The following is a 23,812-nucleotide window of genomic DNA, read 5'->3' on the forward strand; positions in this document are numbered from 1 at the left end:
ATATCGCCCCAGAGGATAGTAGATGCTCAACGACTTCGAAAGCTGGTGTCTCGACCGCTTCTTCCTGAGTCCGGGAAGTCGTGGACCCATTGTGCGGATAGAGGTTTCGGATGCCGATCTCGCCGAACGCTTCGGGTTCGAAGACGGGCATGCGATCTCGTCCGCGTTCCGTCGCCAATTGCCGAGCGTATCCAAGGTCACGAAGATCCTCTCTGGTGCTCATCCGATCCCTTACGACTTCGAGCCTTCCAGTCGACCGGGTGAAAAGCCTCTACGTGTACCGCGTTTCATCCCGCTTTTGGTGTATCTATGCTGGATCCAGGCGACAGGGTATCGAGAGCGTGGGGAACGCGACATCAGACTGTTGATCGAGAACCATTTCGGACAGCCGATTAAAGTTCTGACGGAACTGCCCAAGCTCTGGAACTTGCTCGCCGACTACCTATCCAGAAAGTACGACATCGAGTTGCGTCTCCCTGAAGGAGGGTTTCGCTACGTCGGCGAAACCGTAGCGTTGCCATTCCCAACTTGGCGCCATCTAACCAAGCTGCGTAAGCTGCGCAATCGGATCGAGAAGAACTCGGCTAAAGACAAATCGCGAAAGGAGCCGTTACTCGATCGGCATGCCGTGATGTCGGCGTTCTCAACGAACAGAGAAATAGCCGACTTCTGTAGTTCGCAATATGGACACGGCCTTCGTGACGCATTCAATGAATGGCGAAGATCCGTATCGATCAACGGCCTCGATTTACACGACCTTGCGTTCGATCGAGCTTGGGTTCGCGTCGTCGGAGAAAAGCGACCGATCGCCAATCTGGAATTTACCATCGACGACTTCGGTCAGGCTCAGTTCTTCGTGGTCCATCCCGGGCAATCGAGAGAACGTATTTCCTCTCCGATAGAGGGACGCGACCATTTCGCGAAATGGCTGAAGAGTGCGCTGGAAAAGGGTGCCGTATACCTCGATCCGCTCGGCTTCGGGCGCTGGGCAACGTCCGAGAAATGCCAGTCTCGCTACGCTCTCTTCGATCGCCGGCAGGAGAGGCTGAGCCGGAAGCTGACGATCGAATCGAGTCAGATCGCGGAAGGCTGGTGGCTCGCGGAAACCGAACTCGAAGTTCCGGGGCATGAAGGCAGCACCGAGCCGAACTTTCGGATGAAGAATGCGATTCGCGTCGGCGGATCATGCCTCGGCATGTGGCCGATGGCGCCTAGCTTCGAATTCTCGGGTGCCGTGAAACCTACAGCGCTCCACCACGGCAAGATTCACGAGATGTCCACGCGCGGAAACGTTGCATTTCTGCCTGAGGCGATAGGGCCCGGAAAGGTCTCGATCGTACTCGGCGAAACTCGACGTTCGCTGAATCTGGTTCAATTGGCGGAAGAGCACCAGTCCGGTCAGATCAGGCATCTGTCCCAAGACGTCGCGATATCGGAAGATGGCGACCTTCTGGATACCTGCCCAGCCAATTCCGAGTCGGCCCGAGAACTAGGTACGGCGTATAATCCGCATCGGAAGCTGATCGCACTCGGGGAGGCCCTCTATGCCCGCGGGCGCCGCGGCTTGACGATGTCGGACTTCATCGATCTCTGCGACCGTGCCCGAGACGGGGAAGTCGAGCCTTCTCCTTTCGACATCGCGCGAGCATTCGTGGATGCCGGATGGTTCGAGCCTGCCTCGAACAGACGATATCCGGGACGCCTTTTTTTCCTGAGGCCGCTACGCCTCCGATCCGTGTCGATCGAAGGCAACCGATGGCACATGCTCGATGGCCCGACACCATTGCGGACCTACCAACGCCTGATCACGTGCGCGAAGGAATGCGGGCTGCGCACGAAGGAGATCGGTGGAGTCGGGAACTGGTCACTTCCAAAACTTCTGATCGAAGTGTCGCCGAAAATAGACCAGCGTCTGCGGGAATGTCTCGCGATCGAAGACATCGGACTTCCGAACATCTCTCGGACTTCGGCGGCAGCCTGGAGCACGCCGTTGTCGATCGAGGATCGAGACGAACCGAGTACGTGGAGACCCGAAAAGGGGTACTTCGATCCCAAGCCGTCGAGTGAGCCGATCAGGCTGGAGCGCCACGAATACTCGCAGGACGAGAGAGCGCCCGTCTACGCGGTTCGTACCGCGTCTTCCGTCGAGACATTCCATTCGCCCACCCTAGCCCTGCTCCGCTATCGGGATCTCGGCGCTTCGAGGCCCTACGAAGCGACGGATACGCGAATCGTCCGTCGAGGAGGGCGCCTCGACTATCTTCCGGCCGCTTGGGGGAGATGGCTGGGAAACACCCATCTCCGAAATGCTGGACCCGTCAAGACGACGAATGGCTTCTCCTACGCGTATCCGGCCGACAGACTGAGCCTCGAAATCGTCAACTCTCTCTGTCGCCTAGTCGAAGTGCCCGTGGAAAATATCCTGCCGCAATGGGCTCTCTCTTACGCGACGTCGAGAATCCACGGGGACCGACCGGTCTACGTAGCCGGTCGCCTCATCACTCGAAGGAACTCTTACCGGATGGCCTCATGCTGATGTCCGCGATCACGAAGCAATCTCCAATCGTGAGGGTCCGGTCTCGAAGGTCCGACGGACAGATCACGGTCGAGCCGATCAATCACACGGCTCGCAGCATCGCAGATCGAAAGCCCTTCAACGTCGTCTCCAGCAAGATGGTTTTCGCAGAACAAGGTTCGATCTGGGCTCTCTCGGGGCTTTCGGAAAAGTCGACGGGAACGGGTCTCTCGAGACAGTCTAGAAGTCCGATCCCGCCGCTCGTCGGATCGAAGAAGAACGACAGCGCGTATTTCTCGTTCGAGAACGACAGCGAGCCTTCGCCCCTGCCGCCTGCCTGGAAGACGGAACTGGGCATTGCCGACGACTGGCGAAGAGCCGACGACGCCCACCGTCTCTGGGTCGTCTGGCAACCGGAAGCGCAGTCGCGCCATGAGTTGCTCGAGTCCCTGAAGAAGGGGCAGGTCAAGTGTGGACCGGACATCGTCCCCGACGCGATCCTGATCGATGGTGACACGTACTGCCTTCGGGAGAACTACACCGTACGCGACGGCCGTATCTTGCTCTCGAAATCGGTCGACATAGCCAACGTCGAATTGGTCGAGATGGAACTTGGCATCGCGCTGGTCAGGATCGAGAAGGAACGAGCCCTCCTCTTCGCCGAAAGACCCGAGATACTGGGACGAGTAGTGGAAGATATTCGAGACGATGCCACGATCATCGCTTCCACGACCGCGCTCTTCGATCGGATGAGGAGAGCGTTCGAGAGAGCGCAGGCGCCTACCGCCCGTCTAGAAGAGATACGCGACGTCGTCCTCCAAGATATCGAATCGGTCGCCGGAGATCGCGACGAACGCGACTTTCGCCGTCTTCTCGACGCTCTTGCGAAACGCGACCGTCTAATCGATCTCTTTCCGAAAGTCGTCCGCAATGTTCCCCGCTATTCCAGCGAGATAGACGACCTCGTCGAGGCCGAGAAGAGCAAGAGAGTCGCCGAGGTCGAAGCGACGATCGATGAACTCGCAGCCGAACGGATGGCTGAGGTCGAAGTCGTTGAACGCGACCTTGCCGCTAAACGCAAGCTGATCGAGGAGGCGACCGCTCGTCTGGAAGATCGAGTTCTGGCCGTGCGCGAAGTCGAGTCCAGCCTCGACGGGAAGATCGAGAGCGCTCTGAATAGGCTGTACGGCATATCCCCTTCGGATTTCCAATCCCTGATCGGAGACGCGCGAAAGAATGCCGAACTGGTCGAGACGCTGGCGAAGACCATCGATGCGTCCAACGCCGATCGCAGTGAGGTCGCTACGTTCGATCCGACCGAACTTTTGCGGAACAGCGAGTTCATTCGCTCACTCGCTCACGAGGTCTCCGGCGAGATCCGGTCGGACGCTCGTCTGAATGGCCCGGTAGACGAGACTGCCGCCGCTCGCACAGCGTCTATCGAGATGGTCTCGTCGAAGATCGGGATCGGATCTGCCGCCCTGGCTTCGATGTTCGGTTTTGCAGTCTGCGGAAGACTGCCCCTGTTCGTGGGGCCGAAGGCGATGGAGGTCGCGGACGCATTTTCGAACCTGGTCGGTGGCCCAAACTACTTCGTCCAGTTCTGCAATCCCACCATCGTTTCGTTCGAGGACCTCTTCTCCGGATCGACCGTCCGAAAGACACCGTTCGCTTCGGCCGTAGAGGTGGCGATCGCGAATCCCGATCGCATCATTCCGACCGTTCTGGCCAACCTGGATCTCGCGCCATTCGGCTTCTGGATCGACGGTATCTTGGATAGACGCTCTTCTCGCGCTCTTCCTCCGAATCTGGTCGTCTCTGCGACTGTGACCGGCGAGGATGGCCAGGCATCTTTGTCTGCGCTGCGCGGCACTGTGAGATACGAGGCCGAAGGCATCACACGTCCGCTGTCGACCAAGGAGCGTCGCGACCTGAGGGGCTGGACCTATCCCCGGGGAGAAAGCGCTGCGGATGTCGCGGAGATCCTTGCCGGCATCGATACGGAGATTCTCACACCCGGCTTGCGGCAGATAATGGGGCAAGTCGCGAAAGCTGCGTCCTGGGCGGGAGACGTCGAAGCCGACGAAATCGCTTCGTCGATACAGACGAGCATTCCGTGGCTTCTACAGGTGGCTGGCCAGACGCCACCGCAGGACAAATGGCTGATCACTCTTACGGACGGAAGGAAATAGTCGATGTTCGACCCGATCGGCGGTTTCGAGAGATCGAAGCAGTTCTTCATCTCCTATCTCGACACGGCATTCCGGATCGATGATCGGGAGATGGCCGAACGCAGACGATCGCTCCTCATGGAGGACGGAAATCTGGCGCTCGATCCGATCTTCGAGGTTGTCCGGCGATACCGACAGTCGGATTTCGGTCTGGAGGAACTGTTAGGAGGCAAAGGCGAGTCGGTCCTACCGAAGTTCACGCCCGAACAACGTCGAGCATTTGTCGAGCTTGCCCTCAGCGGTCTCTTCGACCGGGCCGAAGGCGCCGAACTGAAGGGACGTTATCGCCCCTATACGCATCAGATCGAGATGCTGAGCAAGGGCGTGCAGGATGGCATGCCCGGAATCGTCACCTCCGGAACGGGATCCGGCAAGACGGAGTCCTTCATGCTTCCGATCATCGCTTCGATCGCGAGAGAAGCGACTCTCTGGCCTGCTCCGAAAGGCGAACTGTCTCCCGCCTGGTTCGAGAAGGGATCCAGGAGGCATTTCAAGTTCCAGCGCGCCAACGAGCATCCGGAGCGCCCGAAGGCGGTCAGGGCGCTGATCCTGTACCCGATGAACGCGCTGGTCGAAGACCAGATGACCCGCCTTCGCAAGACGCTCGACTCCGAAGAAGCGCGGGACGTCATGGACAGGAGATTCTCGGGGAACAGGATATTCTTCGGTCGCTACACCGGAAAGACCCCCGTAACGGGTTTTCACCGGCATCCGCGCTTGGCGGAAGACGGCGGCTGGAAGAAGCAGAACAAGCGGCGCAGAGATCAACTTCGACAGGACATGCAGCTTCTAGACGACATCCGTCGTCAGGTCGGTGCTTCCGACGAAAAGCGGCTGGCAGAAGATAAGGGAGCGGAAAGGCATCGCTTTCTGTTTGCCGATCCGCGAGGTTCGGAAACAGTCTCCCGGTGGGACATGCAGGAAACTCCGCCCGATATCCTCGTCACGAACCAAGCAATTCTGAATGCGATGCTGGTCCGCGAGGTGGACAGCCCCATCATCGACAAGACGCGGAAATGGATCGTCGAAAACAAGGATGCGCGTTTTTTCCTCGTCATGGACGAACTCCATCTGGTTCGAGGAAGCGGAGGGGCGGAAGTAGCGGGCCTCCTGCGAATTCTCCTGCATCGTCTCGGCCTCGATCTTCCCGAACATCGCCACAAGCTTCGCGTTCTGGCGTCGAGCGCATCCCTCCCGGTCGATGACGAAGAGGACGCGACGGCGAGCCTCGACTACCTCTTCGACATGTTTGGTGCCGCCGGTACCTTCCGGGAAAACGAGGACACGGCTGCCGACATCGCCGCCTGCTGGAAGGCCGCAGTGGTGCCTGGTGTGCAGGAGCCGCTGCAGGATCCGAAGAAGATCGCCGACGTCAAGTTGTTAGAGGCACTCGGAAGCAGACTTGATCTGGGGACTACCACGCCGGAACGCATAACTACCTTTCGGAACAGCCTCGGCGATGCCGTACTGGCGCTGACGGGAAGAACGAAGCTTTCGAAGGAGGCATTCGAAGAGGCGGTCGGTATCGCGGCCTATGCGATCGCAGCAGCCCTCGGCAAGTCCGATGGCAAGACCGGCCCCGGACATTCGAGAACGCTTTCGGAGCGGATTTTCGGCGAAGAGAACGAAATGGCCTTCAGAGGCCTCACGGTCGTTCGCGCAGTTCCCGACCTGCCCTACGGTCTTCTGGACGAAAGCTTCATACCGTCCAGAAAGGCGGTCGAAACGCTTCCGAGCTTCCGGATCCACTGTTTCTTTCGAAACATAGAAGGCCTCTTCGCGTCCATCATGCCGACAGGCGACGGGTACTCCTGGGGCCTTCCGAGCATCGAAAGAGGCGAAGCGTTCGACGCGACTATCGAAGGCGAGAGACCGCGTCGACGCTTCGAGCTTTTGTACTGCGAAGCCTGCGGCGATCTCGTCGTCGGGGGGCGCAGGGGCGGAGGCACGAACGGTACGGCAACTTCGCTGCTTCCCGCCCCGCAGGACCTGGAAAGACTACCCGAAAGCCCCACTACGGGCCGTTTCGAAGACGCGACATACAAAGAGTTCGCTCTCTTCTGGCCCGGCACGAAGGTCCCGGTCGCAGGGGAAGACCCGCACTACTCCTGGATCGAAGGGCATCTGGACCCCGCTACGGGCATAGTCCGGAGCGGCTCTTCGGAAGGTAGCGTGTCCGGCCGGCTGCTCATGCGGAACGAGACCGAAGACAAACACGGAAGAAAGGCCGACGGCGTTGCCAGCGCGGTACCATACTGCTGCCCGCGCTGCGGCACCGACTACTATCAACGCTTCCGTGCGAAGAACAGCATCCGACGAGAGGGAAGGCTGTCGCCTATCCGAAGCTTCCGAACCGGTTTCGGCAAGACCTCGCAGCTTCTCGCCACGGAACTCGTCGCGTACCTGAAGGCGCAGGGAGGAGACGGAAAGCTCGTAGCCTTCTCTGATAGCCGACGAGACGCGGCTACCCTCGCCTTGGACGTCGAGGTCCAGCACCAACGCGACCTTCGTCGTGAGCTTCTAGTCGTCGCGGCGAACGACAAGAAGCTCACGGAGGTCGCGACGCCGGCAGAGGAAGCGGAATACGAGGTCGTCAAGGCGAAAATCGCCGAACTTCTGGAGGAGGACGAGACCGACACTCCGGAATGGACACAAGCGCAGAAGCGGCTGAAAACTCTTAAGGGCCTGATCTCGGGGCAGAAGCATCCTCCGTCCTTTCCTCTGCAGCAGATCCTCGAGTTCTCTAGAGGCCACGACGAGAAGGAACTGACGGTTCGACCAGTCTTGCGTGACATGATCGCGATCGGCGCCAACCCGAAGGAAGGCGCGGACACGCCGAAGAACAAGCTGGGCGGCAAGTCCTGGAACGAACATTTCGTCGAGACGGAAAACGGTTTTGCATGGATCGATCGCTACGATCTCGATGAACACGACAAGACCGAACGAGCGAGAAAGGAACTGCACAAGGACCAGAGGATCGAAGCAGCCGATCTCCTGTTCAGTCGCACCTATTTCGCACTCGAGGAGACGGGCCTCGGGTATCCCAGTTTCGTCGGGCGCAAAGCCTACGGCGAAGAGGACCAGAAGCGCGACGCATGGTTACGTATCTTCGCAGACGCCTATCGCGTGATACCGAACCGATACACGCGAGAAGAACAGGGAAAAGCTTCCTACACGCCATGGAACGATGCTGCGGACGCCATGGGACGAAGACAGGAATCGAGGGTTTCGAAGATTCTACGTCGGATATTCAAGGACGACGCGGCAAAGGAACTGGACGGTTTCCTGACCTGGTTACGGGAGCATGACCAACCGACGACGGAGGGACGCATAGACGTCACGAGCCTAAGCTTCAGAACCGTGGAGCCCTCCGATCCATTCTGGCGTTGCACGAACTGCTCGCGCGTCCATCTTCATCGAGGACTGGGCGCTTGTACGCGTTGTGGTGAGCCAATGGACGAAACACCGTCGGGCGACGTAGAGTCTCTCCGCTCCGACAACTTCCTGGGCCGCCGCGTCGTTCGGGCTTTGGAGGGCGATCGTCCGTTCAGGTTACGATGCGAGGAACTGACCGGCCAGACCGGAGATCCGAGCGACCGGCTTCAGAGGTTCAAGGGGATCTTCGTTCAGGAAGATGGCGAGAAGGACGACGTTTTCGATCTGCGCAGCAGGTCCCGTGAGATCGATCTCATTTCCGTCACCACCACCATGGAAGTCGGTGTCGACATCGGCGCTCTTCAGGCGGTCTACCAGGCGAACATGCCGCCGCAGCGCTTCAACTATCAGCAGCGCGTCGGTCGAGCCGGCCGAAGAGGTCAAGCGTTCTCCTCGGTCGTCACCATTTGCCGAAGCCGCAGCCACGATATCCATTACTTCCGCAATCCGATCGCGATCACCGGCGATGCACCGCCACCGCCGTTCCTCACAAAAGGTCTGACCGACATTCCGTCGCGCCTGCTTCGCAAGTTCTGGCTCGTCGCGGCTTTCGAACTGCTACGCAGAGAGAGTGGCGGATCGTGGGAAGGTGACAGAGCCATTCCTCCCGACATCCATGGCGAGTTCGTCACCTGCCGCGAATGGTTTGCACCGAAATCGAACTGGCCAGAGCGGCTCGCGCATGCCCTGGAGCGAACGGACGGCTATCGTCTCGCATATGCGGAGACGTTGGCTCGGGCTGCGAACATCGATCGCGACGAGCTTCTGGCGGGTGTGACTACGGAAAGACTTCTGCGGGAAATCGAGGGACTTCGTGAAGAATATTCCGGCCAACTCGCGACTGCGGAAGACGAGGATGCCGGAGAGGACGACACCGTCGCCGCGAATACGACCAACGACGGCGGCGCTTCGCTCGGTCTCGCGTCGGCACTCGCCGAGAGCGGCCTTCTACCTCTCTACGGAATGCCGACACGAACCCGGAATCTCTACACCGGCCATTCGATGAAGCACACGGCTTCCGGCCGAAAACCAGTGTGGGACACCATCGATCGCGATCAGGATATGGCGATCTTCGAATTCGCACCCGGATCCGTGATTCCGAAAGACAAGGAGAGGCATCTCTGCGTCGGCTTCACTGGGCCTCTCCCTCAGCCGAACGAACGCGAGATGACTTTAGAGCCGCATCAGCACTGGGCTCGAGACCATTTCTTCCTTTCCTTTTGTCCGGCCTGCGGAAACTGGGAGAAGAGCGTCGGGCCTGTTCCGATCGAAGAATGCGGGACATGCGGTTCCGAACTCGATCCAGCCAGGTCCCGCGAGTGCTTCTCTCCCGGTGCCTACAGAACCGACTTCAATCCGCGTACGGAGGACCTGGTTTCCAAGGGGCGACGTATTCTGACACTCGCCAACATCGGCAAACCTACGGAGACGACCAAGAACGGGAATATCGAGATCCGTTTCGCCGAGCACGCCAAGATCCATCTCGTGAATCCTGGAGAAGATACCGAAGATGGCGAACCGAAAGGGTTCGTCGTGCAGGAGACGACGGACAAGAAGGCCGCCAAATGGTACCAGAAGACCGACACGGGAAATAAATTCTATAAGAACATCCTGACGGATCAGGCGATCCGTCCCGAAACCCTGCTGGAAAGCGAACAGAAGGGCGAGGACGACAGGTGGGGTGTCCTCGACGAGCATGAGCCGTGGCACGGTTGGCTCTCGTCGTCGAAGGTCACGAACTCGTTGCAAATCTCGACGTCCACATTCTCGCCGAAGCTACGTATTGCCGATCTTGAGGCCTCCGACGTCTTTCGTCGTACGGATCAGAGCAAGACCAGCGTACGCGCCGCTGCCATCTCGGCCACGCAGATGCTGATACAGCGTGCCGCTCTCGAACTCGACGTGGCTCCCGAAGAATTCGAGAGTCTGGCCCCTCGTGTCGTCGAGGAAGACGACGGGAAGCGCACGATCTTTCTTCAAATCGCGGACACGTTGACGAACGGCTCTGGATTCTGCCGACATCTCCAGAAGGGCGGACGTCGCTCGATCGACAACATCATCGAGAGCATACTCACAGACGACACGAAGTGGCCGCTGAACGCCTTCACGCAGGCCGACCACGCCTCCAAGTGTTCTATGTCGTGCTACCGATGCCTGCAGCGGTACAACAATCGGAACATGCACGGTCTTCTGGACTGGCGGTTGGGTCTTTCGTATCTGCGAGCACTGCAAGACCCCACGTTCCAGTGCGGATTGGAGGATGGCGAGTTCGATGCCTATCCCGAATTGCGGGACTGGCGAGCGCATGCAAACCAGCACGTAAGCGAGGCGAAAAGTTTCGTACCGGAGTGCAGGGACGGCAAGCTCGGGCGTCTCGATCTGCCTGCATTCACGATCGATGCCGAAAGGAAGAAGTGGGCTGTGATCATTCATCCTCTATGGAAGCACGAGGGCCTCAGAGAGGATCTCGGACTCGCGCCGGGTGTTGTGCTGATCGATACGTTCGAGCTTGCAAGACGCCCGCTCTGGGCAATCAAGAATTCGACCATCGGCTGAACAACGGAAATTGTCTTCGTTCGGTGCATTCCGCCCGGCAGATCACCCACCGAGGTTTTCACTCGTTCACGATATGCACGAGTGAAAACTGGAACTGTGGGACGAGCGATGCTACGTGAGAAAGATGACCTACGCATCGAGAATGATCGTGACGAAGAAGGAGACGCGCCGGCTGGAACGCCGGTAGCGATCGTCTTCACTCGCCCGCACGCCGGGCCGATCTTTCTTCGCCGGACGCCTGGTCCGGCCGTTTCCGAGGTCATGCGTCATGTGTCCGACGCGCTTTCTCATCCTGTCCGATCTCCATCAGAACGATGGCGGCCGCCCGTTCGACCCGGCGACGGAGATCACCGCGCCATTCGACGTCGCGATCGTCGCCGGCGACTGCGCGGGGCGCCTGACGTCGTCGATCGCGTGGCTCGCCGATCGCTTCGCCGGCAGCCCGGTCGTCTACGTGCCCGGCAATCACGACTGGTACCGCGACGGATCGCCCTTCGGCTTCACTGTCGAGGACGAGCTTGCCGCTGGCCGGGATCTCGCCGCACGGCGCGGGGTCACGCTCCTGTCCGACGACGTCGCGCATTTCGGCGACGTCCGGATCCTCGGCGCGACCCTGTGGACGGATCTCCGGTCACGGCACCACGCGAGCCGGCGCCACGCGTTCGCGGACGCGAACCGATGGATGAACGATTATCACTTCATCCATCGCAATTCGTCGACGCGGCGGTCGCGGCGGATCACGCCTGACGAGACCCTGGCCTGGCACCGGGCGTCGATGCGATTCCTCGGTGACGCTTTCGCCGACGGCGGCGACCCCGCCCGGACGATCGTCGTCACGCACCACGCGCCCAGTCCGCGTTCGTTGTCGATCCCGGACGACAAGCTGAACCATTGCTATGCAAGCGATCTCGGATCCGAGATCGCGGCCTGGCGCCCGGCGCTATGGGTTCATGGCCACATTCATGCGGCTTCGGGCTATCGGATCGGCGCGACGCGGATAGTCGCGAACCCGCTCGGTCGCGTTGAAGAGCGGTCCGGCTTCGACCCGAACCTCACATTGCGTCTTTGAAAGATCGGGCCATAGTCTGACCCGATCTTTCGGCGTCGATCAAAGAGCCGAATTCTCTGACAGCATGTCTTCGAGACGTGCATTCTCGTGAACGAGCCGCTTCGGCCGCTCCCCCTCGCACATCCAGCCGTTAGCGGTGTCGAACCTCTTTCTTGCTGCGTCGAAGGCTTGAAACAAGAAGCTTTTGCGGGCGCCAGGACTTGCTGCCGAGAGATTCTCAAGCTTGCGGTCGAGCTGCGCGATGATCTTGCCGTTGAAATCGGCGCGGTCGCCCGCGTCTGCAATGGATATTTCCAGATAAGTCATTGAATTTATTTCAGTTATGTAGGCTTGCGTGCCTGCGGGCGGAATGCCCGCACTCTTATTTAGAAGAACGCGAATTTCAGGAATCGGGAGCCTCATGAGAAGAGGAACCTGCGCTGATAGGGCTGGCCCCCGCTGGTAGTGGACGTCAGGGCGGACAAGCGTATCTTCGATGCGCAGAATGAATAGGCCGCGATCGTCGAAGGTCGGAGTGGCTATTGATGACCAGGCGAGGAGATCGCATGATCGAGAACGGGCAGATGACACTGCGGACCCTCCTCCTGCAGGGCAAATTCGTCATCCCTCAGTACCAGCGCGCATACGCATGGGAAGATGAGCCGCACCTCACGAACTTTCTGGACGACATCGATCAGCACGTCCCGCTGTTCCGGCAAGATCGCCGATACTTCCTCGGAACCTTTCTTCTGACAGGCGATGCCTCGAACAGCGGTTCCACTTCCGAAAACGTCTACGCGATTGTCGATGGCCAGCAACGAATGACGACGAGCGTCATCCTCGTCGCCAGCGCTCTGCGGACACTCAAAGCGAAGAATCACGCATCCCCTCCCGATCTGCACGACATTTTCGTCGGTCCACGGGCCGGAAGGCGGCTGCAGACAATCAGCGAGGACGACGGCTTCTTCGACGAGTACGTCCTCGGAGACGGCTTTCCGTCCGACAGCGCCATCGACACTCCTTCGAAGAGAAGATTGATCGAGGCACGAACGTTCTTCGACAAGAGGATGGATAGCGAGGATCCGAAGGAAATTCTGACGGAACTCGATGTCCTCGCCAACGCCAACGTGCTGGCCTACGCCGTCGACACCGCGGCCGAAGCGACGCAGATCTTCGAGTTCCAGAACGATCGGGGAAAGAGACTGACCGATCTCGAAAGCCTCAAAAGCTTTCTGATGCACAGCCTCTATCTGCACGGCGGCGACCCGCGGATCACCGAAGGATACCTGAAACGGGTCCAGACGAATTTCGCCGAACTCTATCGGGCTGCGGAGAGGATCGCTGGCGAACCGATGTGCCCTGATGAGGACGCCGTGCTCGGCTTCCATTTCGTGGCAAACGAGCCCTATGAGCGCATACGCCGCAATGATAGCGATCTCGAAGGTTGGCGACATCCCAAGGCTTTGGTCCGCCTGATCCTCGAGACGGAAAAGCTTCGAACTGCCCGAAAGCCGGAATTCGCGGATCGTGCACAATGGACACTCGATTTCACGTCACGCCTTCGAAGCACTTTCCAGACGGTGCATAAGATCCTGCTCGCCAGGGATCGATACCCGGATTTGGCCGGTCTGTTCGTCCTCGAACGCGTGGCAACGTTCTGGCCTTTGCTCCTCAAGTGCTGGACACTCGATGAGAGCGAAGGGAAGGAAGGGTTCGTTCGTACATGTCGCGCCATGAACAGGTTCGCGTTCCGGTCCGCCGTAGGAAATGGCCGATCGGATATGGGCGTGGAGGAACTCAGGCGAGCAGCAAACTGGTTTGCAGGCGACTTCGACGGAATGGTCGCGCTCCTCGAAGACATGAGTGGTGAAGGTCGGTGGGGTCTGGCCAACCGTGCCGTCCAAGGTCTCGACACCCCGCACTTCTACGGCGTTCGCGCGCCGGCACGCTATCTTCTCTGGCGGTACGAGAACCACCTGCGAGGTAGAGGAGGACGTAATGCCCAGCCTCCCATGCCGTGGAGGGAGATGATCGAGAAGCGAGGCACTCGTCTGCAACTGACGTTGGATCACATCATACCGCAGAACCCGTCCGATATGGACGAGCAGGCGATACTCGCCCGCAAGGTTTCATGGGCAGAAGGCGAAGAGGCGAAGACCTTCGAACAGCATATTCTGCACCGTTTGGGCAATCTCGTTCTGGACACGAGAGCAGGCAACGCCTCCAAGGGGTGCCGACCATTCGATACCCAGCAGTACGCCTTCCTGCAGTCGCAGCATGAGCTTCGGGATTTCGCGACGGGGACGGAAGAAAGACCGGTATGGGATGAAGTCGCTATCAAGAGACGGCACGTCGTTCTCAGCGATTTCGCGATGACGATTTAGGCATGCTCAGTTGGCGTCGCTTCACTATGAAAGCGTCGCCATCGGTTTCATGCAAGCTCGTCGGAGCCAGCCTTCGTTGACCCAGTGCGGACGATCGTAGTCATGCACTACGGGCCAGTCCGCCACCGTTGTCGATCTCGAACGACAGGCTGAATCATTGCTGAGCAAGCGACCACAAGTCCGAGATCGCGTCGCGGAGCCCAGCGCTATGGGACCACGGCCATATCCAAATGGTCGCGGACTATCGGATCGATGCGACACGGATCGTCGCGAACCCGCTCGGTCGCGCCGAAGAGCGGTCCGGCTTCGATCCGAACACTGTCGTCCGCGTCGGCTGACACGTCCCGAAAACGTAGGGCCTGCCGAGAACGACGGGCCCTACGAGGATGGTTCGAGGTCGGCATGGGATCAGGGCGTTCGATCCTTGACGGCATCCTTGACCTTGCCGGCGTCGTTCTCGGTCTCGAGATAAGTGCGGAATGTCAAAGGCGGGCCGGGCGCCGCCGTTCCGACCCGATCAATCGGTTCTGTTCTCCATAAGGGCGCTCAGTCGCTCGGCATCAGCAGACGAGGCGGGGCTGTAGACGATCATCCCGAGTTCGGGCCGCCCTTCGACCGCGAAGGATGAAAATTCCATGTTGAGTGTCCCCGCTTCGGGGTGCCTGATGCATTTCACGCCCTCGCCGTGGGCGACCACGTTATTGTCCTGCCACAGGGCTTCGAAGTCCGGGCTCGCGCGGCAGAGTTCGTCGACGAGCGCCGCGACGGCCTCGCTCTCGCTTGCTCCCGCTCGGGCCACATCCGCGCGGAAGGCACCCACGACGAAACGGGCGACGCCTTCCCAATCCTCCTGCTTCGCGCGAACGCGATCATTCCCGAACATGAGGCGAAGAATGTTGCGCTGCTTCGGGATCAGCTTGGAATAGTCGGTCAGCAATGCGGCGGCCGCCCGGTTCCAGGCCACCACGTCCCATATCGCTGTCTTGATGATGGCGGGGCTGAGCGGCATGGCGTCGAGCACGCGCTGAAGACGCGGGGTCACGCCTTCGACCGGTCTGTAGCGCACCTCGGGCGGATGGCCACGACCCAGCATGTAGAGATGCTCGCGTTCGGGCTCCGTCAGCATCAGCCCCTTGGCGATCCGGTCGAGAACGTCCGCCGAAGGCGCACCGCCGCGGCCCTGTTCAAGCCAGGTGTACCACGTCGGGCTGATGTTCGATCGAGCCGCGACTTCCTCGCGGCGCAGCCCCGGTGTCCGGCGGCGACCGCCGTCGAAGCCGAACGAGGCCGGATCCAGTCGGCTCCGGCGATCGCGCAGATATTTTCCGAGTTGATTGGGCGCATCTGCGGTCATGGCCGATCCTGTTGCAATTCATACCCTGATAAAGTCACCACTTTAACAGGGTAACGATACGCGCAAATTCGGGCTCTCTTCAATGTGAGGATATCCAGTGCGTATTTTTCTGACTGGCGCGACCGGCTTCATCGGCTCAAAAATCCTGCCTGAACTGCTCGCCGCGGGACACGGTGTCATCGGCAATACCCGGTCCGATGCCGGTGCCCGCCGACTCCGGGAGGTCGGCGCCGACGTCCATCGCGGCGATCTCGAGGATCCGGCAGGACTGGTGAAGGGTGCGGAGAATGCCGACGCCGTGATCCATACGGCGTTCGATCACGACTTCTCCCGATACGCGGAGAACTGCGAGAAGGATGCCCGCGTGATCACGGCGTTCGGCGACGTGCTCGCGGGTTCGGACCGACCGCTCATCATCACTTCGGCAGTCGGAATCGGCAGCCCCGGTCCGGGAGGGTTCGCGCGCGAAGACATTCTCGACCGCGGTCACCCCATGCCTCGTATCGCGAGCGAACTCGCCGGCCTTGCGGCCGGTGACCGTGGGGTTTCCGTAGGTGTGGTGCGGTTGTCGCAGATCCACGATCCGGTCAAGCAGGGGCTCGTTTCGCCCTTGGTCGATCTCGCGCGGGAGAAAGGCGTGTCGACATATGTGGGGGAAGGACGTAACCGCTGGTGCGCTGCGGCCGTCGAAGACGTCGCCCGCCTCTATGTGCTCGCTCTGGAGCGGCACGAGGCCGGTGCCTGCTGGCACGCGGTGGCCGAAGAGGCGATTGCGATGCTCTCGATTGCGGAGGCAATCGGTGCCGGGCTGAACGTTCCCACGGCCTCCGTGACTGAGAGCCAAGCCAAGGAGCATTTCGGATGGATGGCAGGCTTTGCCGCGCTCGATATGCCAGCTTCGAGCGTGATGACGCGCGACCGGCTCGGTTGGGTGCCGTCAGGTCCGACGCTCCTGGAAGACCTCGCTCGGATGGAGTACGCGGCCAACGAGCACTGACCGACGGATCACCCAAGAGTATCCTCAAGCAACGAGTCGGGACAGGGCGCTGCCGGAAAGGAGGCCGGTCATCGACCAACCAGACCTGCGGGGACAGACCCATCAAGCGGTCGACACATGTATCCGCCTCCGTGGCATTAATCGACTGCGCGCCGATGATCATGACCGGACGGAGAGCAGGTCCGACGTTTCGGGCGCCATTCGAAGCGGCCGCCTCACAGCCGTCGCTTCGAACCGAAACCGTCGGCAATGCCCCTCGTTTCGGGCTACGCTACCTTGTCGAAGCCCGCGAGGATCGACCCTACGCGCACCCCGTAGCGACGTGCGGTTTCAAGATCGCCTTCGGACATTTCATCGGGCGAAGCATCGGCGTCGGATTGCGCCATCGGCGCGATGGACGACCCCATCCTGTTCAGGTCGTCCCGTTTGGAGGCTTTCTTGTTCGAAGGCTTCACCGCAAGGCTGATCCACAGCCCGCCATGCTGGCCGGCGAGCAGGACGAAATACTGCAGCGTGTTGAGTTTGTCGCCATTTATGCTGGCACTGTTGGTGAAGCCGGCGAAGAACTTGTCCTTCCAGCGATCCTCGTACCAGAGCTTCGACGTCGCGTCGGCGAACTTCTTAAACTGCCAGGACGGACCGCCCATGTATGTGGGCGAGCCGAAGATGATGGCATTCGCGCCGTCGAGTGTTTCCCAATCCCTGTCGGTTATGTTTCCTTCATCGTCGATCGCGATCAACGCTGCCTCGGCACCTTCAGCCACGGCTTCCGCCATGCGCTTCGTATGGCCGTAGCCCGAATGATAGATGACCACTGCTCCTGCGTTCTGACTGCTCATTCTTCTTCCTCAAGGGTCGATGTCGCGTGTGGTGACGACGGTTCGTCCCTTTCGAGGTATTGCGATCGGCGAGTGTCATAAAGACAATCGTCCAGAACTCATTGTGCGGTTTGGGGTGCCCAATTGGATAACAGAATTATGCGGAACCTCGAGCCTGTGCTCATCTTCACGAAGGTCGCGGAGATGGGCAGTTTCACGCAGGCGGCCGACAGTCTCGGTATCAGGAAGGGTCGCGCTTCGGCAGCGGTCCGCGCATTGGAGGAGGTGGTGGGCGTTCGTCTGCTGCATCGGACGACGCGCAGTGTCCGTCTTACGGAGGACGGGCGTACCTTCCATGCCCGAGCCAGCGACCTGCTTGCCGAGGTCGACGATCTGCAGACCATGTTCGCCGGGGAGCGCGTCGGCTTACGTGGACGTCTTCGTGTGGATCTGCCGACCGAACTAGCCCGCACGACCATCGTCCCGGCCTTGCCGGCATTCATGGCGACGTATCCGGAACTCGAAGTGGAACTATCGAGTACCGATCGTCAGGTCGATCTCGTGCAGGAGGGCTTCGACTGCGTGCTTCGGATCGGCCCAGTGGGCAACGAGACCCTGATCGCCAGGCCGCTTGGCCAGCTTAAAATGGTGAATGCCGCAAGCCCGCAATATCTCGCGCGATACGGAGTACCGCGAACCCTCGACGATCTGCGCGAACAATCCCACCGAATGGTCCACTACAGTCACAGCCTAGGCAGCAGACTCCACGGATGGGAATACCCGGTCGGCGATTCGGGAAACTACGAGACGCTCGCGCTCCCTGGCACGCTGCACGTCAACAGCGTGCAGACCTACGAAGCGGCCGGCATAGCCGGGCTCGGCCTGATTCAGGCAGCCTTTTCCGGCATCCGGACGCATCTGGAGAGCGGAGCGCTCGTCGAGGTGTTGCCGGACTTCCGTCCCGAGCCTCTCGGTGTCGCGCTTGTCGTCGCACATCGAAGGAACATGTCGCGCCGCGTCCGCGCATTCATGACGTGGATCGCGGATGTTTTGGCACCGTTCATGGAACCGCCCGCCCGATGACGAATGCAAAATTTCAGTTCGTTCGAGCGCCAACGACAAACGAAGGGCCCGCCGAGAACGACGAGCCCTTCCAGTATGGATCGACAACGGCGTCGGATCAGGACGTCTGATCCTTGACTGCATCCTTGACCTTGCCGGCGTTCTTCTCGGTCTTGCCTTCGGTAGCCTGGGCCTTGCCCTTGGCTTCCATCTCGCGGTTGTCGACCGCGTGGCCGGCGGCCTCGCGGGCCTTGCCAGCCGCCTCCTTCGCCGTACCCTTGGCTTCGTGCTTGTCGACCATGATGAGATCTCCTTCCTGCCCGATGCTCGGGCGTATAGAAGATCAACGCGGTCGGCGATGGCGACGTTCCTGCCCGGACGGAAAAGGACGGCCTCCGGCGTGACGGTCACCCGTCTCGTCCACTCTTCTATGGATCAGGCTACCTGGTTTCATCATCACCGACCGTCGGTTGTCGGGATTCGATAGAAGTTTTAGCGAGATAGCAGGCCCTACCTTCGCGCTAGCCATCCGATCGGTTTCGAACATACCTCATTCCCTGCCGCCTTCGGATCTTGCCAGAATCTTCGCCGGACTTCCGCAGGCATACCTCGCCCTCAGCGCGGAACTGACGATCGTCTCCACCAGCGATCTCTACCTTCGGACGACCGACCGGACCCGCGAAAACATCGTCGGGCGGCACATCCTCTGAGCCTTTCCTGAGGATCTCGACGAAGCAGGAACGGTCGAGCAGGGGCCGCTCGAGGTCTCACTCCGCCACGTTCTTGCGACGCGCAGATTCCACTAGATGAATGTCGTTCAGTACGACATTCCGCGGCCGCCCAAACAAAGCGAAGTCTGTCCAGAAGCATGCGCCGACGAAACGGACCCCTGCGACCTCGGCAATATCGTCTTCGAGGGAAATCACATTGCGCGAGCACGCCGCCGCTATCCGTCCTTCTGTGATTGCAGTTGGAACGGCATGACCGACGAATTCGTGATTTCCCGCGAAGAGGACGACTGGCTGATCGAATGTGCGTTCGGCATAGGCGACGGCTTCGGCAGGGCCGCCGGCGATATCGCCGGCCAGCACGACGACGTCATGCTCCGGCACATTTGAGGGCGACCAACGCGAACGGGCGTCCTCCTGATGAAGGTCGGACAGGATCCAAAGACGGACCATAGTTAAGCTCGAACTATGGGAGGAATGCAGCCGCTGGAACGCGGCATGAGGAAACTGCTGTCAGGTTTTCGACTTCCGCACCGATCGTTCAAATGGGGTTCGTTTCGTCATCATACGGCAACTGTACCTCACGAAGGCTTAGCGACAAAACAGGCACGGGACGTCCAGCAGCCAGTGCATCGCCTAAAACTCTAACGAGCCCCGGAAGGGAGCAGCAATGCGAGCGTGGGAGGATGCACGGAGTGAATATCGATGGAGCATCCGATGGCCAATCACTTCTCTCCGACTGCTGTCGACAAAGCGATCGCGCGCTTGCCGCGCCTTTCAACGAAAGACGTTCAGCTGATGCGCGGGCGTGGCGAGGACAAAGGCCTCACCGACCTTGTCGAAGCCTGCGACGCCGAACTGGAGAAGCGTCCAATCGAGTATGATGACGATACTGCCGCGGCTATGATCGCCGCGGAGAAAACGGTCGCAGAATTCGACCTCGCCAAGGCGACGATGTATGCATTTTCTGAGTTCAGGCAGGCCTCGGCTGAAGAGCGGCGGATATTGGGCTGGATCGGAGCTAATCCCGGCGGATCATATGCGGACGCACTGAAGTCCTATGGAAAGGGCGATCTCGCGCTCGCAATCGGGCATCTCGTCTACGATCGCTATGGCTGCTTTCGTCGCTTCGTGGAAGGTCACGAGGATCAGTCCTCGGTTCTGATCGAAAAGGTGAGGGGAGATGGAAGCGTTCGGTACACCATCCGTCCCGAAGTTCTACCTGTCTTCAAGGAACTGGCCCTCATTTGACCTCCGCCATGTTTCGTGCTGCCCATGCGCGTGTTTTGGGTGGGAACGAAACCAACGGGAGGCAGGTATGGAAGCACGAAATCGGACAATCGAGGAATGGTTCTCGTGGATCCGTGATGGAAACGTCGTGCTGCCGCGCTTCCAACGCTTCGAAGCCTGGGGCTACTCTCAAGTCGAAGGAATTCTCGAAAATATCATCCGCAAGCCTTCACTACCCGTTGGTGCCCTTCTTACTCTGGAGGTCGGCGACACACCGCCATTCCTGGCGCGACCGATTTCCGGTGCGCCGGAGCCGAAGGAAACGCCTCGGTACCATTTGCTCGACGGTCAGCAGAGACTGACCGCTCTCTGGCGGAGCCTGACGGGTGGATACACGGACGTGACGTTCTTCGTTGATGCCAGTGATGGTCCGGAACCGAAGATCACTGCCGTCCGTCGATACGAGAAGAACGGGAAGCTATATCCGCAATGGTGCGAGGACGCCTCTGAAGTTTGGAAGAAGAAACTGCTTCCTGTCTCCCTGCTGGCGCCAGACGAGAGAACAAGACAGGATCTCAGCGCATGGACGGGGAATGCGGCCGCCGGCGATTTCGACATCGCTCTACGAATTACCGAGATAGCCGGCGAACTGAGGAAGCGGATCGCGGCGTTCTCGATCCCGTTCCTCTCACTTCCTGCCGGGACAGATCGAGACGCGGCGCTCGACGTCTTTATCAAGATGAACACACAGAACACAGCGCTGTCTGCGTTCGACATCGTGGTTGCGCAGGTGGAGTCGGCGATCGACGAGTCCCTGCATGAGAAGGTCGAAGGCCTCCGAGCAGCAGTTCCCCAAGTAGCGTCTTTCGGCGATCCTGGTGAAATCGCAATGCAAGTCGGGGCCGTTCTTTCAGGTAAAGCTCCGACTCGGGCATCCTTCCTCTCCGCTGACTTCGGCAGATCACTGATCGAGCGGTGGGACTTGGTCGAGAAGGGCCTAGAGCGAGCGATCGGCTTCCTCATGGAGGAGAAGATCTTCAACGGCGCTACGCTGCCAGGGGATCCTCTTCTCACGCTGCTTGCGGCCTATTGGGCGACCGCGCCCGAAGGTGGAGATAAGGAAGGGCAAGCTCGACGACTTGCACGTCGCATGCTCTGGATTGGAGCCTTTTCAAGCCGGTACGACAAGACCTCCGCGACCCGCACTGAACTGGACTATCGAGAACTGACGATGTTTCGAGATACCGGGTCCGGCCATCCCGTACTGTTAGACAACCGGGACAATCCCCTGCCGGATGTCGAGACGCTGCGAACCGGTGGTTGGCCGAAAACGAAAGACAAGCTCGGTCGTGCGATACTGGCAGCCAGCCTTCGGGTCGGCGGTTTGGATTTTGCGGACGGTGCGCCCGTTGCCCCATCGAACCTTGCGAGGCGAGAATACCACCATTTGTTTCCGAAGGCGCTCGTTGATGGTCAGTATCCCAAGCGGGTCGTTTTCAGCGCGTTGAACTGCGCTCTCATTTCCTGGCGAACGAACCGCAATATCGCAGCCCGCCCGCCGTCAGTGTACATCGCCGACCGGGCTGATGAAATCGCTATCGACCGAACTGAGGTTGATCGCAGATTGATGTCGCACGCGATCCCTGTCGATGCTCTGCGCACCGACAAATTCGACGTTTTCCTGGACGAAAGAGCGAAACTCGTTCACCACATCATGATGCGTCTTTGTGCGGGTTACGATGTTCATGTCGGAGATGTCGAAACGTTTCTCTCCGAGCGCCAGGACAATGCAATGCCTGCCGAAGCTTAAGAGTGCCCTCAAGGCAGTCGTCTGAGAGGCCGGCTCGCAGGGCGCCCCAAGCGGACATCCGGCGTCGGCCGATTTACGGGCCCAGATATCGAGATGCGGTATCTGGTTGATGTGCATATCCAGTTCGCCGCGTGATCTCCTTCCGAACCTCGTACCAGAAGCGTCCGTTCTGCGGATCGGCCCTGTCTCGTTCACGCGCTTCGAGCCAAGCGGTCGAAGGCTCCCTCGTTTCGAGAAGCTCCGAGACCGCAGACCCGATTCGTTCACGCTGCTCGCGCCTCGAGCGGAGCCAGCCTCTGATCACTGGGCACTCTTCGTGAATGTGGTCACGATTGGATAATGGTCTGAACCGTAGGTTTCTTCGATCTTCTCTGGAGACGAGAATGATGATGCATTTTCGTTCGGGACGACGACATGGTCAATCGCGTTGTCAGCGAAGGCAGTGTCTTCGTAAGTCCTTCCGAGATCTTTCGTCAGAACAGTCCACTCCCGATTTCCAGCAAGTCCATTGGTCAGGATCGCGAACGTGTCGTCGTAGCCATCTCCGCTGCATGCTCCGTTCGGAAGAGGTTCCTTCTCGCAGGTGATGCCCTGCAGAGGGCAGTCGGCTTCCAAATCTGTGCCGACAAGTTCGGCTTCGAATGATGTATTGAAGTCTCCGGCTATGACTGGAGTTCTGTCCCCCGGAACTTCGTCCGTCACCGAGGCGATTGCTGCAATGACACGCTCTCTCTTTTCGGCGTTTTCGATCGCGCTTTCCGAGGCGCCCGGCGGGGTGCCTTCTAGAGCGCGACGTAACGCTTCCGGCACCGTAACTCCCGCAGACCGAGTGTTGTCGATCGCTTCGGACACGCTGCTGCAATAGTCGTTCCGGTTCGATTTCAAGTGGACCGGCAGAATGGTCAGCCCGTTCGCGAGATCGACACGGAGAGTTCCGCGATCGTATCGACCCAAAGGCGACAAGGGTGCCAGACCGGCATCGGGAAGTTTCTTTTCAGATACCTTAGCTTGGTCGTCACCGAGTACGTGCGGCCCCCGCTCGGGTGAAGCATCGTACTCAATAACACGCTCAATCGGGATTTTCGAAACGACTGCAACCTCCAGGCCGAAGAACACGACTGGGTGTGCAGTCGAGAAGTCGGAGATTGCGGCATGGCTTTCGTTCCAACCGAGATATTCGACGATGCGCTCGAGTTCCTCCTTGCCTGCGACCTCGACCAACACAAGGACGTCAGGATTTAGCTCCGAGGAAAGTTTAGCGAAATCTGCGCGACGTTGTTCGAGGCGCTCATAAAGAGCCGCTTCCGCATTCCAGGTCACGATCGTAATACTATCATTCTGAGCACTTGCGGCGGTCCATGAACAGGCCAAGCATGACGTTAGCAGCAGACTTTCGATCGTTCGAAGCATTTGGACACCTCGAAGAACCTCCCCTTTGATCGTGATTTATGATTTCCTTGGCCTGATCGAGATCGGGAGGATGGGATGCGTGGTCATCCTGGGTTTTGGGATGTCGACGAGCGGTATGGCCGCCTGAGCGAGGCCGGCGATCCGCTCGAGAAGCTGAACGCGCTCGTTCCGTGGGAGGTCTTCAGGAAGCCACTTTCCAAGGCGCTGAAGCGCTCGGACGGCGCGAAGGGCGGC

Annotated in this window: 16 protein-coding genes; 9 read left to right on the plus strand and 7 right to left on the minus strand. The window is 59.6% G+C overall.

Annotated elements, in window-relative coordinates:
• The first annotated feature begins 22 nt into the window (after nucleotides 1-22).
• The 3 genes from ABRA89_RS12480 to ABRA89_RS12490 are packed head-to-tail and all read left to right on the plus strand — an operon-like array spanning nucleotide 23 to nucleotide 10,737.
• On the plus strand, nucleotides 23-2,536 hold the full coding sequence (locus ABRA89_RS12480) for a hypothetical protein (protein WP_349941808.1): 2,514 nt from the start codon (nucleotides 23-25) through the stop codon (nucleotides 2,534-2,536).
• On the plus strand, nucleotides 2,536-4,707 hold the full coding sequence (locus ABRA89_RS12485; RefSeq protein WP_349941809.1) for a hypothetical protein: 2,172 nt from the start codon (nucleotides 2,536-2,538) through the stop codon (nucleotides 4,705-4,707). Before ABRA89_RS12480 ends, ABRA89_RS12485 begins: the two co-directional genes overlap by 1 nt.
• Nucleotides 4,708-4,710: 3 nt before the next feature.
• A complete protein-coding gene (locus tag ABRA89_RS12490) occupies nucleotides 4,711-10,737 on the plus strand; it encodes a DEAD/DEAH box helicase (protein ID WP_349941810.1) in 6,027 nt (2,008 codons plus the stop codon).
• A 129-nt stretch (nucleotides 10,738-10,866) separates the two neighbouring features.
• Here ABRA89_RS12490 and ABRA89_RS12495 read toward each other — a convergent pair whose 3' ends face one another.
• The gene (locus ABRA89_RS12495; RefSeq protein ID WP_349941811.1) at nucleotides 10,867-11,007 is read right to left on the minus strand and encodes a hypothetical protein; all 141 of its coding nucleotides are present in this window, start codon (nucleotides 11,005-11,007) and stop codon (nucleotides 10,867-10,869) included.
• On the opposite strand from ABRA89_RS12495, the gene ABRA89_RS12500 reads away from it, so the two are divergent.
• A complete protein-coding gene (locus tag ABRA89_RS12500; protein ID WP_349941812.1) occupies nucleotides 11,006-11,806 on the plus strand; it encodes a metallophosphoesterase in 801 nt (266 codons plus the stop codon). The two genes, ABRA89_RS12495 and ABRA89_RS12500, sit on opposite strands and share 2 nt — an antisense overlap.
• 39 nt (nucleotides 11,807-11,845) lie before the next feature.
• Here ABRA89_RS12500 and ABRA89_RS12505 read toward each other — a convergent pair whose 3' ends face one another.
• The gene (locus tag ABRA89_RS12505; protein ID WP_349941814.1) at nucleotides 11,846-12,208 is read right to left on the minus strand and encodes a hypothetical protein; all 363 of its coding nucleotides are present in this window, start codon (nucleotides 12,206-12,208) and stop codon (nucleotides 11,846-11,848) included.
• 143 nt (nucleotides 12,209-12,351) lie between these two features.
• Between ABRA89_RS12505 and ABRA89_RS12510 the strand changes: the two genes are divergently transcribed.
• A complete protein-coding gene (locus ABRA89_RS12510; RefSeq protein WP_349941815.1) occupies nucleotides 12,352-14,169 on the plus strand; it encodes a DUF262 domain-containing protein in 1,818 nt (605 codons plus the stop codon).
• Between the two features lie 517 nt (nucleotides 14,170-14,686).
• Here the strand turns inward: ABRA89_RS12510 and ABRA89_RS12515 are convergent.
• Nucleotides 14,687-15,523: a helix-turn-helix transcriptional regulator gene (locus tag ABRA89_RS12515; RefSeq protein WP_349941816.1), complete on the minus strand. Its 837-nt coding sequence runs from the start codon at nucleotides 15,521-15,523 to the stop codon at nucleotides 14,687-14,689.
• A gap of 97 nt (nucleotides 15,524-15,620) precedes the next feature.
• On the opposite strand from ABRA89_RS12515, the gene ABRA89_RS12520 reads away from it, so the two are divergent.
• A complete protein-coding gene (locus ABRA89_RS12520; protein WP_349941817.1) occupies nucleotides 15,621-16,520 on the plus strand; it encodes an SDR family oxidoreductase in 900 nt (299 codons plus the stop codon).
• A 266-nt stretch (nucleotides 16,521-16,786) separates the two neighbouring features.
• On the opposite strand, the gene ABRA89_RS12525 is transcribed toward ABRA89_RS12520, so the two are convergent.
• Nucleotides 16,787-17,359 (minus strand): flavodoxin family protein, encoded by a 573-nt coding sequence (locus ABRA89_RS12525; protein ID WP_349941818.1) that lies wholly within the window; start codon nucleotides 17,357-17,359, stop codon nucleotides 16,787-16,789.
• Between the two features lie 138 nt (nucleotides 17,360-17,497).
• Here ABRA89_RS12525 and ABRA89_RS12530 point away from each other — a divergent pair, with 138 nt between their 5' ends.
• Nucleotides 17,498-18,421 (plus strand): LysR family transcriptional regulator, encoded by a 924-nt coding sequence (locus tag ABRA89_RS12530; protein WP_349941819.1) that lies wholly within the window; start codon nucleotides 17,498-17,500, stop codon nucleotides 18,419-18,421.
• Nucleotides 18,422-18,518: 97 nt separating this feature from the next.
• Here the strand turns inward: ABRA89_RS12530 and ABRA89_RS12535 are convergent, their stop codons facing one another.
• Nucleotides 18,519-18,701: a CsbD family protein gene (locus tag ABRA89_RS12535; protein ID WP_349941820.1), complete on the minus strand. Its 183-nt coding sequence runs from the start codon at nucleotides 18,699-18,701 to the stop codon at nucleotides 18,519-18,521.
• Between the two features lie 466 nt (nucleotides 18,702-19,167).
• A complete protein-coding gene (locus ABRA89_RS12540; RefSeq protein WP_349941821.1) occupies nucleotides 19,168-19,581 on the minus strand; it encodes a metallophosphoesterase in 414 nt (137 codons plus the stop codon).
• A 264-nt stretch (nucleotides 19,582-19,845) separates the two neighbouring features.
• Between ABRA89_RS12540 and ABRA89_RS12545 the strand changes: the two genes are divergently transcribed.
• Together ABRA89_RS12545 and ABRA89_RS12550 are read left to right on the plus strand one after the other, a co-directional pair.
• Nucleotides 19,846-20,379, plus strand: a complete 534-nt coding sequence (locus tag ABRA89_RS12545; protein ID WP_349941822.1) for a hypothetical protein — start codon at nucleotides 19,846-19,848, stop codon at nucleotides 20,377-20,379.
• Nucleotides 20,380-20,446: 67 nt separating this feature from the next.
• Nucleotides 20,447-22,168: a GmrSD restriction endonuclease domain-containing protein gene (locus ABRA89_RS12550; RefSeq protein ID WP_349941833.1), complete on the plus strand. Its 1,722-nt coding sequence runs from the start codon at nucleotides 20,447-20,449 to the stop codon at nucleotides 22,166-22,168.
• A 300-nt stretch (nucleotides 22,169-22,468) separates the two neighbouring features.
• On the opposite strand, the gene ABRA89_RS12555 is transcribed toward ABRA89_RS12550, so the two are convergent.
• On the minus strand, nucleotides 22,469-23,488 hold the full coding sequence (locus ABRA89_RS12555) for an endonuclease/exonuclease/phosphatase family protein (RefSeq protein WP_349941823.1): 1,020 nt from the start codon (nucleotides 23,486-23,488) through the stop codon (nucleotides 22,469-22,471).
• Between the last annotated feature and the right edge of the window lie 324 nt (nucleotides 23,489-23,812).

It is taken from the genome of Fulvimarina thalattae, assembly GCF_040239565.1.
Taxonomy (GTDB): Bacteria; Pseudomonadota; Alphaproteobacteria; order Rhizobiales; family Rhizobiaceae; genus Fulvimarina.

What these genes read in the sequence shown, in the direction of transcription:
- ABRA89_RS12545 (WP_349941822.1), top strand. Translation starts at nt 19,846, where the DNA reads ATGGCCAATCACTTCTCTCCGACTGCTGTCGACAAAGCGATCGCGCGC.
- ABRA89_RS12480 (WP_349941808.1), top strand. Translation starts at nt 23, where the DNA reads ATGCTCAACGACTTCGAAAGCTGGTGTCTCGACCGCTTCTTCCTGAGT.
- ABRA89_RS12530 (WP_349941819.1), top strand. Translation starts at nt 17,498, where the DNA reads ATGCGGAACCTCGAGCCTGTGCTCATCTTCACGAAGGTCGCGGAGATG.
- ABRA89_RS12535 (WP_349941820.1), bottom strand. Translation starts at nt 18,701, where the DNA reads ATGGTCGACAAGCACGAAGCCAAGGGTACGGCGAAGGAGGCGGCTGGC.
- ABRA89_RS12495 (WP_349941811.1), bottom strand. Translation starts at nt 11,007, where the DNA reads ATGACGCATGACCTCGGAAACGGCCGGACCAGGCGTCCGGCGAAGAAA.
- ABRA89_RS12500 (WP_349941812.1), top strand. Translation starts at nt 11,006, where the DNA reads ATGTGTCCGACGCGCTTTCTCATCCTGTCCGATCTCCATCAGAACGAT.
- ABRA89_RS12505 (WP_349941814.1), bottom strand. Translation starts at nt 12,208, where the DNA reads ATGAGGCTCCCGATTCCTGAAATTCGCGTTCTTCTAAATAAGAGTGCG.
- ABRA89_RS12550 (WP_349941833.1), top strand. Translation starts at nt 20,447, where the DNA reads ATGGAAGCACGAAATCGGACAATCGAGGAATGGTTCTCGTGGATCCGT.
- ABRA89_RS12485 (WP_349941809.1), top strand. Translation starts at nt 2,536, where the DNA reads ATGTCCGCGATCACGAAGCAATCTCCAATCGTGAGGGTCCGGTCTCGA.
- ABRA89_RS12490 (WP_349941810.1), top strand. Translation starts at nt 4,711, where the DNA reads ATGTTCGACCCGATCGGCGGTTTCGAGAGATCGAAGCAGTTCTTCATC.
- ABRA89_RS12525 (WP_349941818.1), bottom strand. Translation starts at nt 17,359, where the DNA reads ATGAGCAGTCAGAACGCAGGAGCAGTGGTCATCTATCATTCGGGCTAC.
- ABRA89_RS12540 (WP_349941821.1), bottom strand. Translation starts at nt 19,581, where the DNA reads ATGGTCCGTCTTTGGATCCTGTCCGACCTTCATCAGGAGGACGCCCGT.
- ABRA89_RS12510 (WP_349941815.1), top strand. Translation starts at nt 12,352, where the DNA reads ATGATCGAGAACGGGCAGATGACACTGCGGACCCTCCTCCTGCAGGGC.
- ABRA89_RS12515 (WP_349941816.1), bottom strand. Translation starts at nt 15,523, where the DNA reads ATGACCGCAGATGCGCCCAATCAACTCGGAAAATATCTGCGCGATCGC.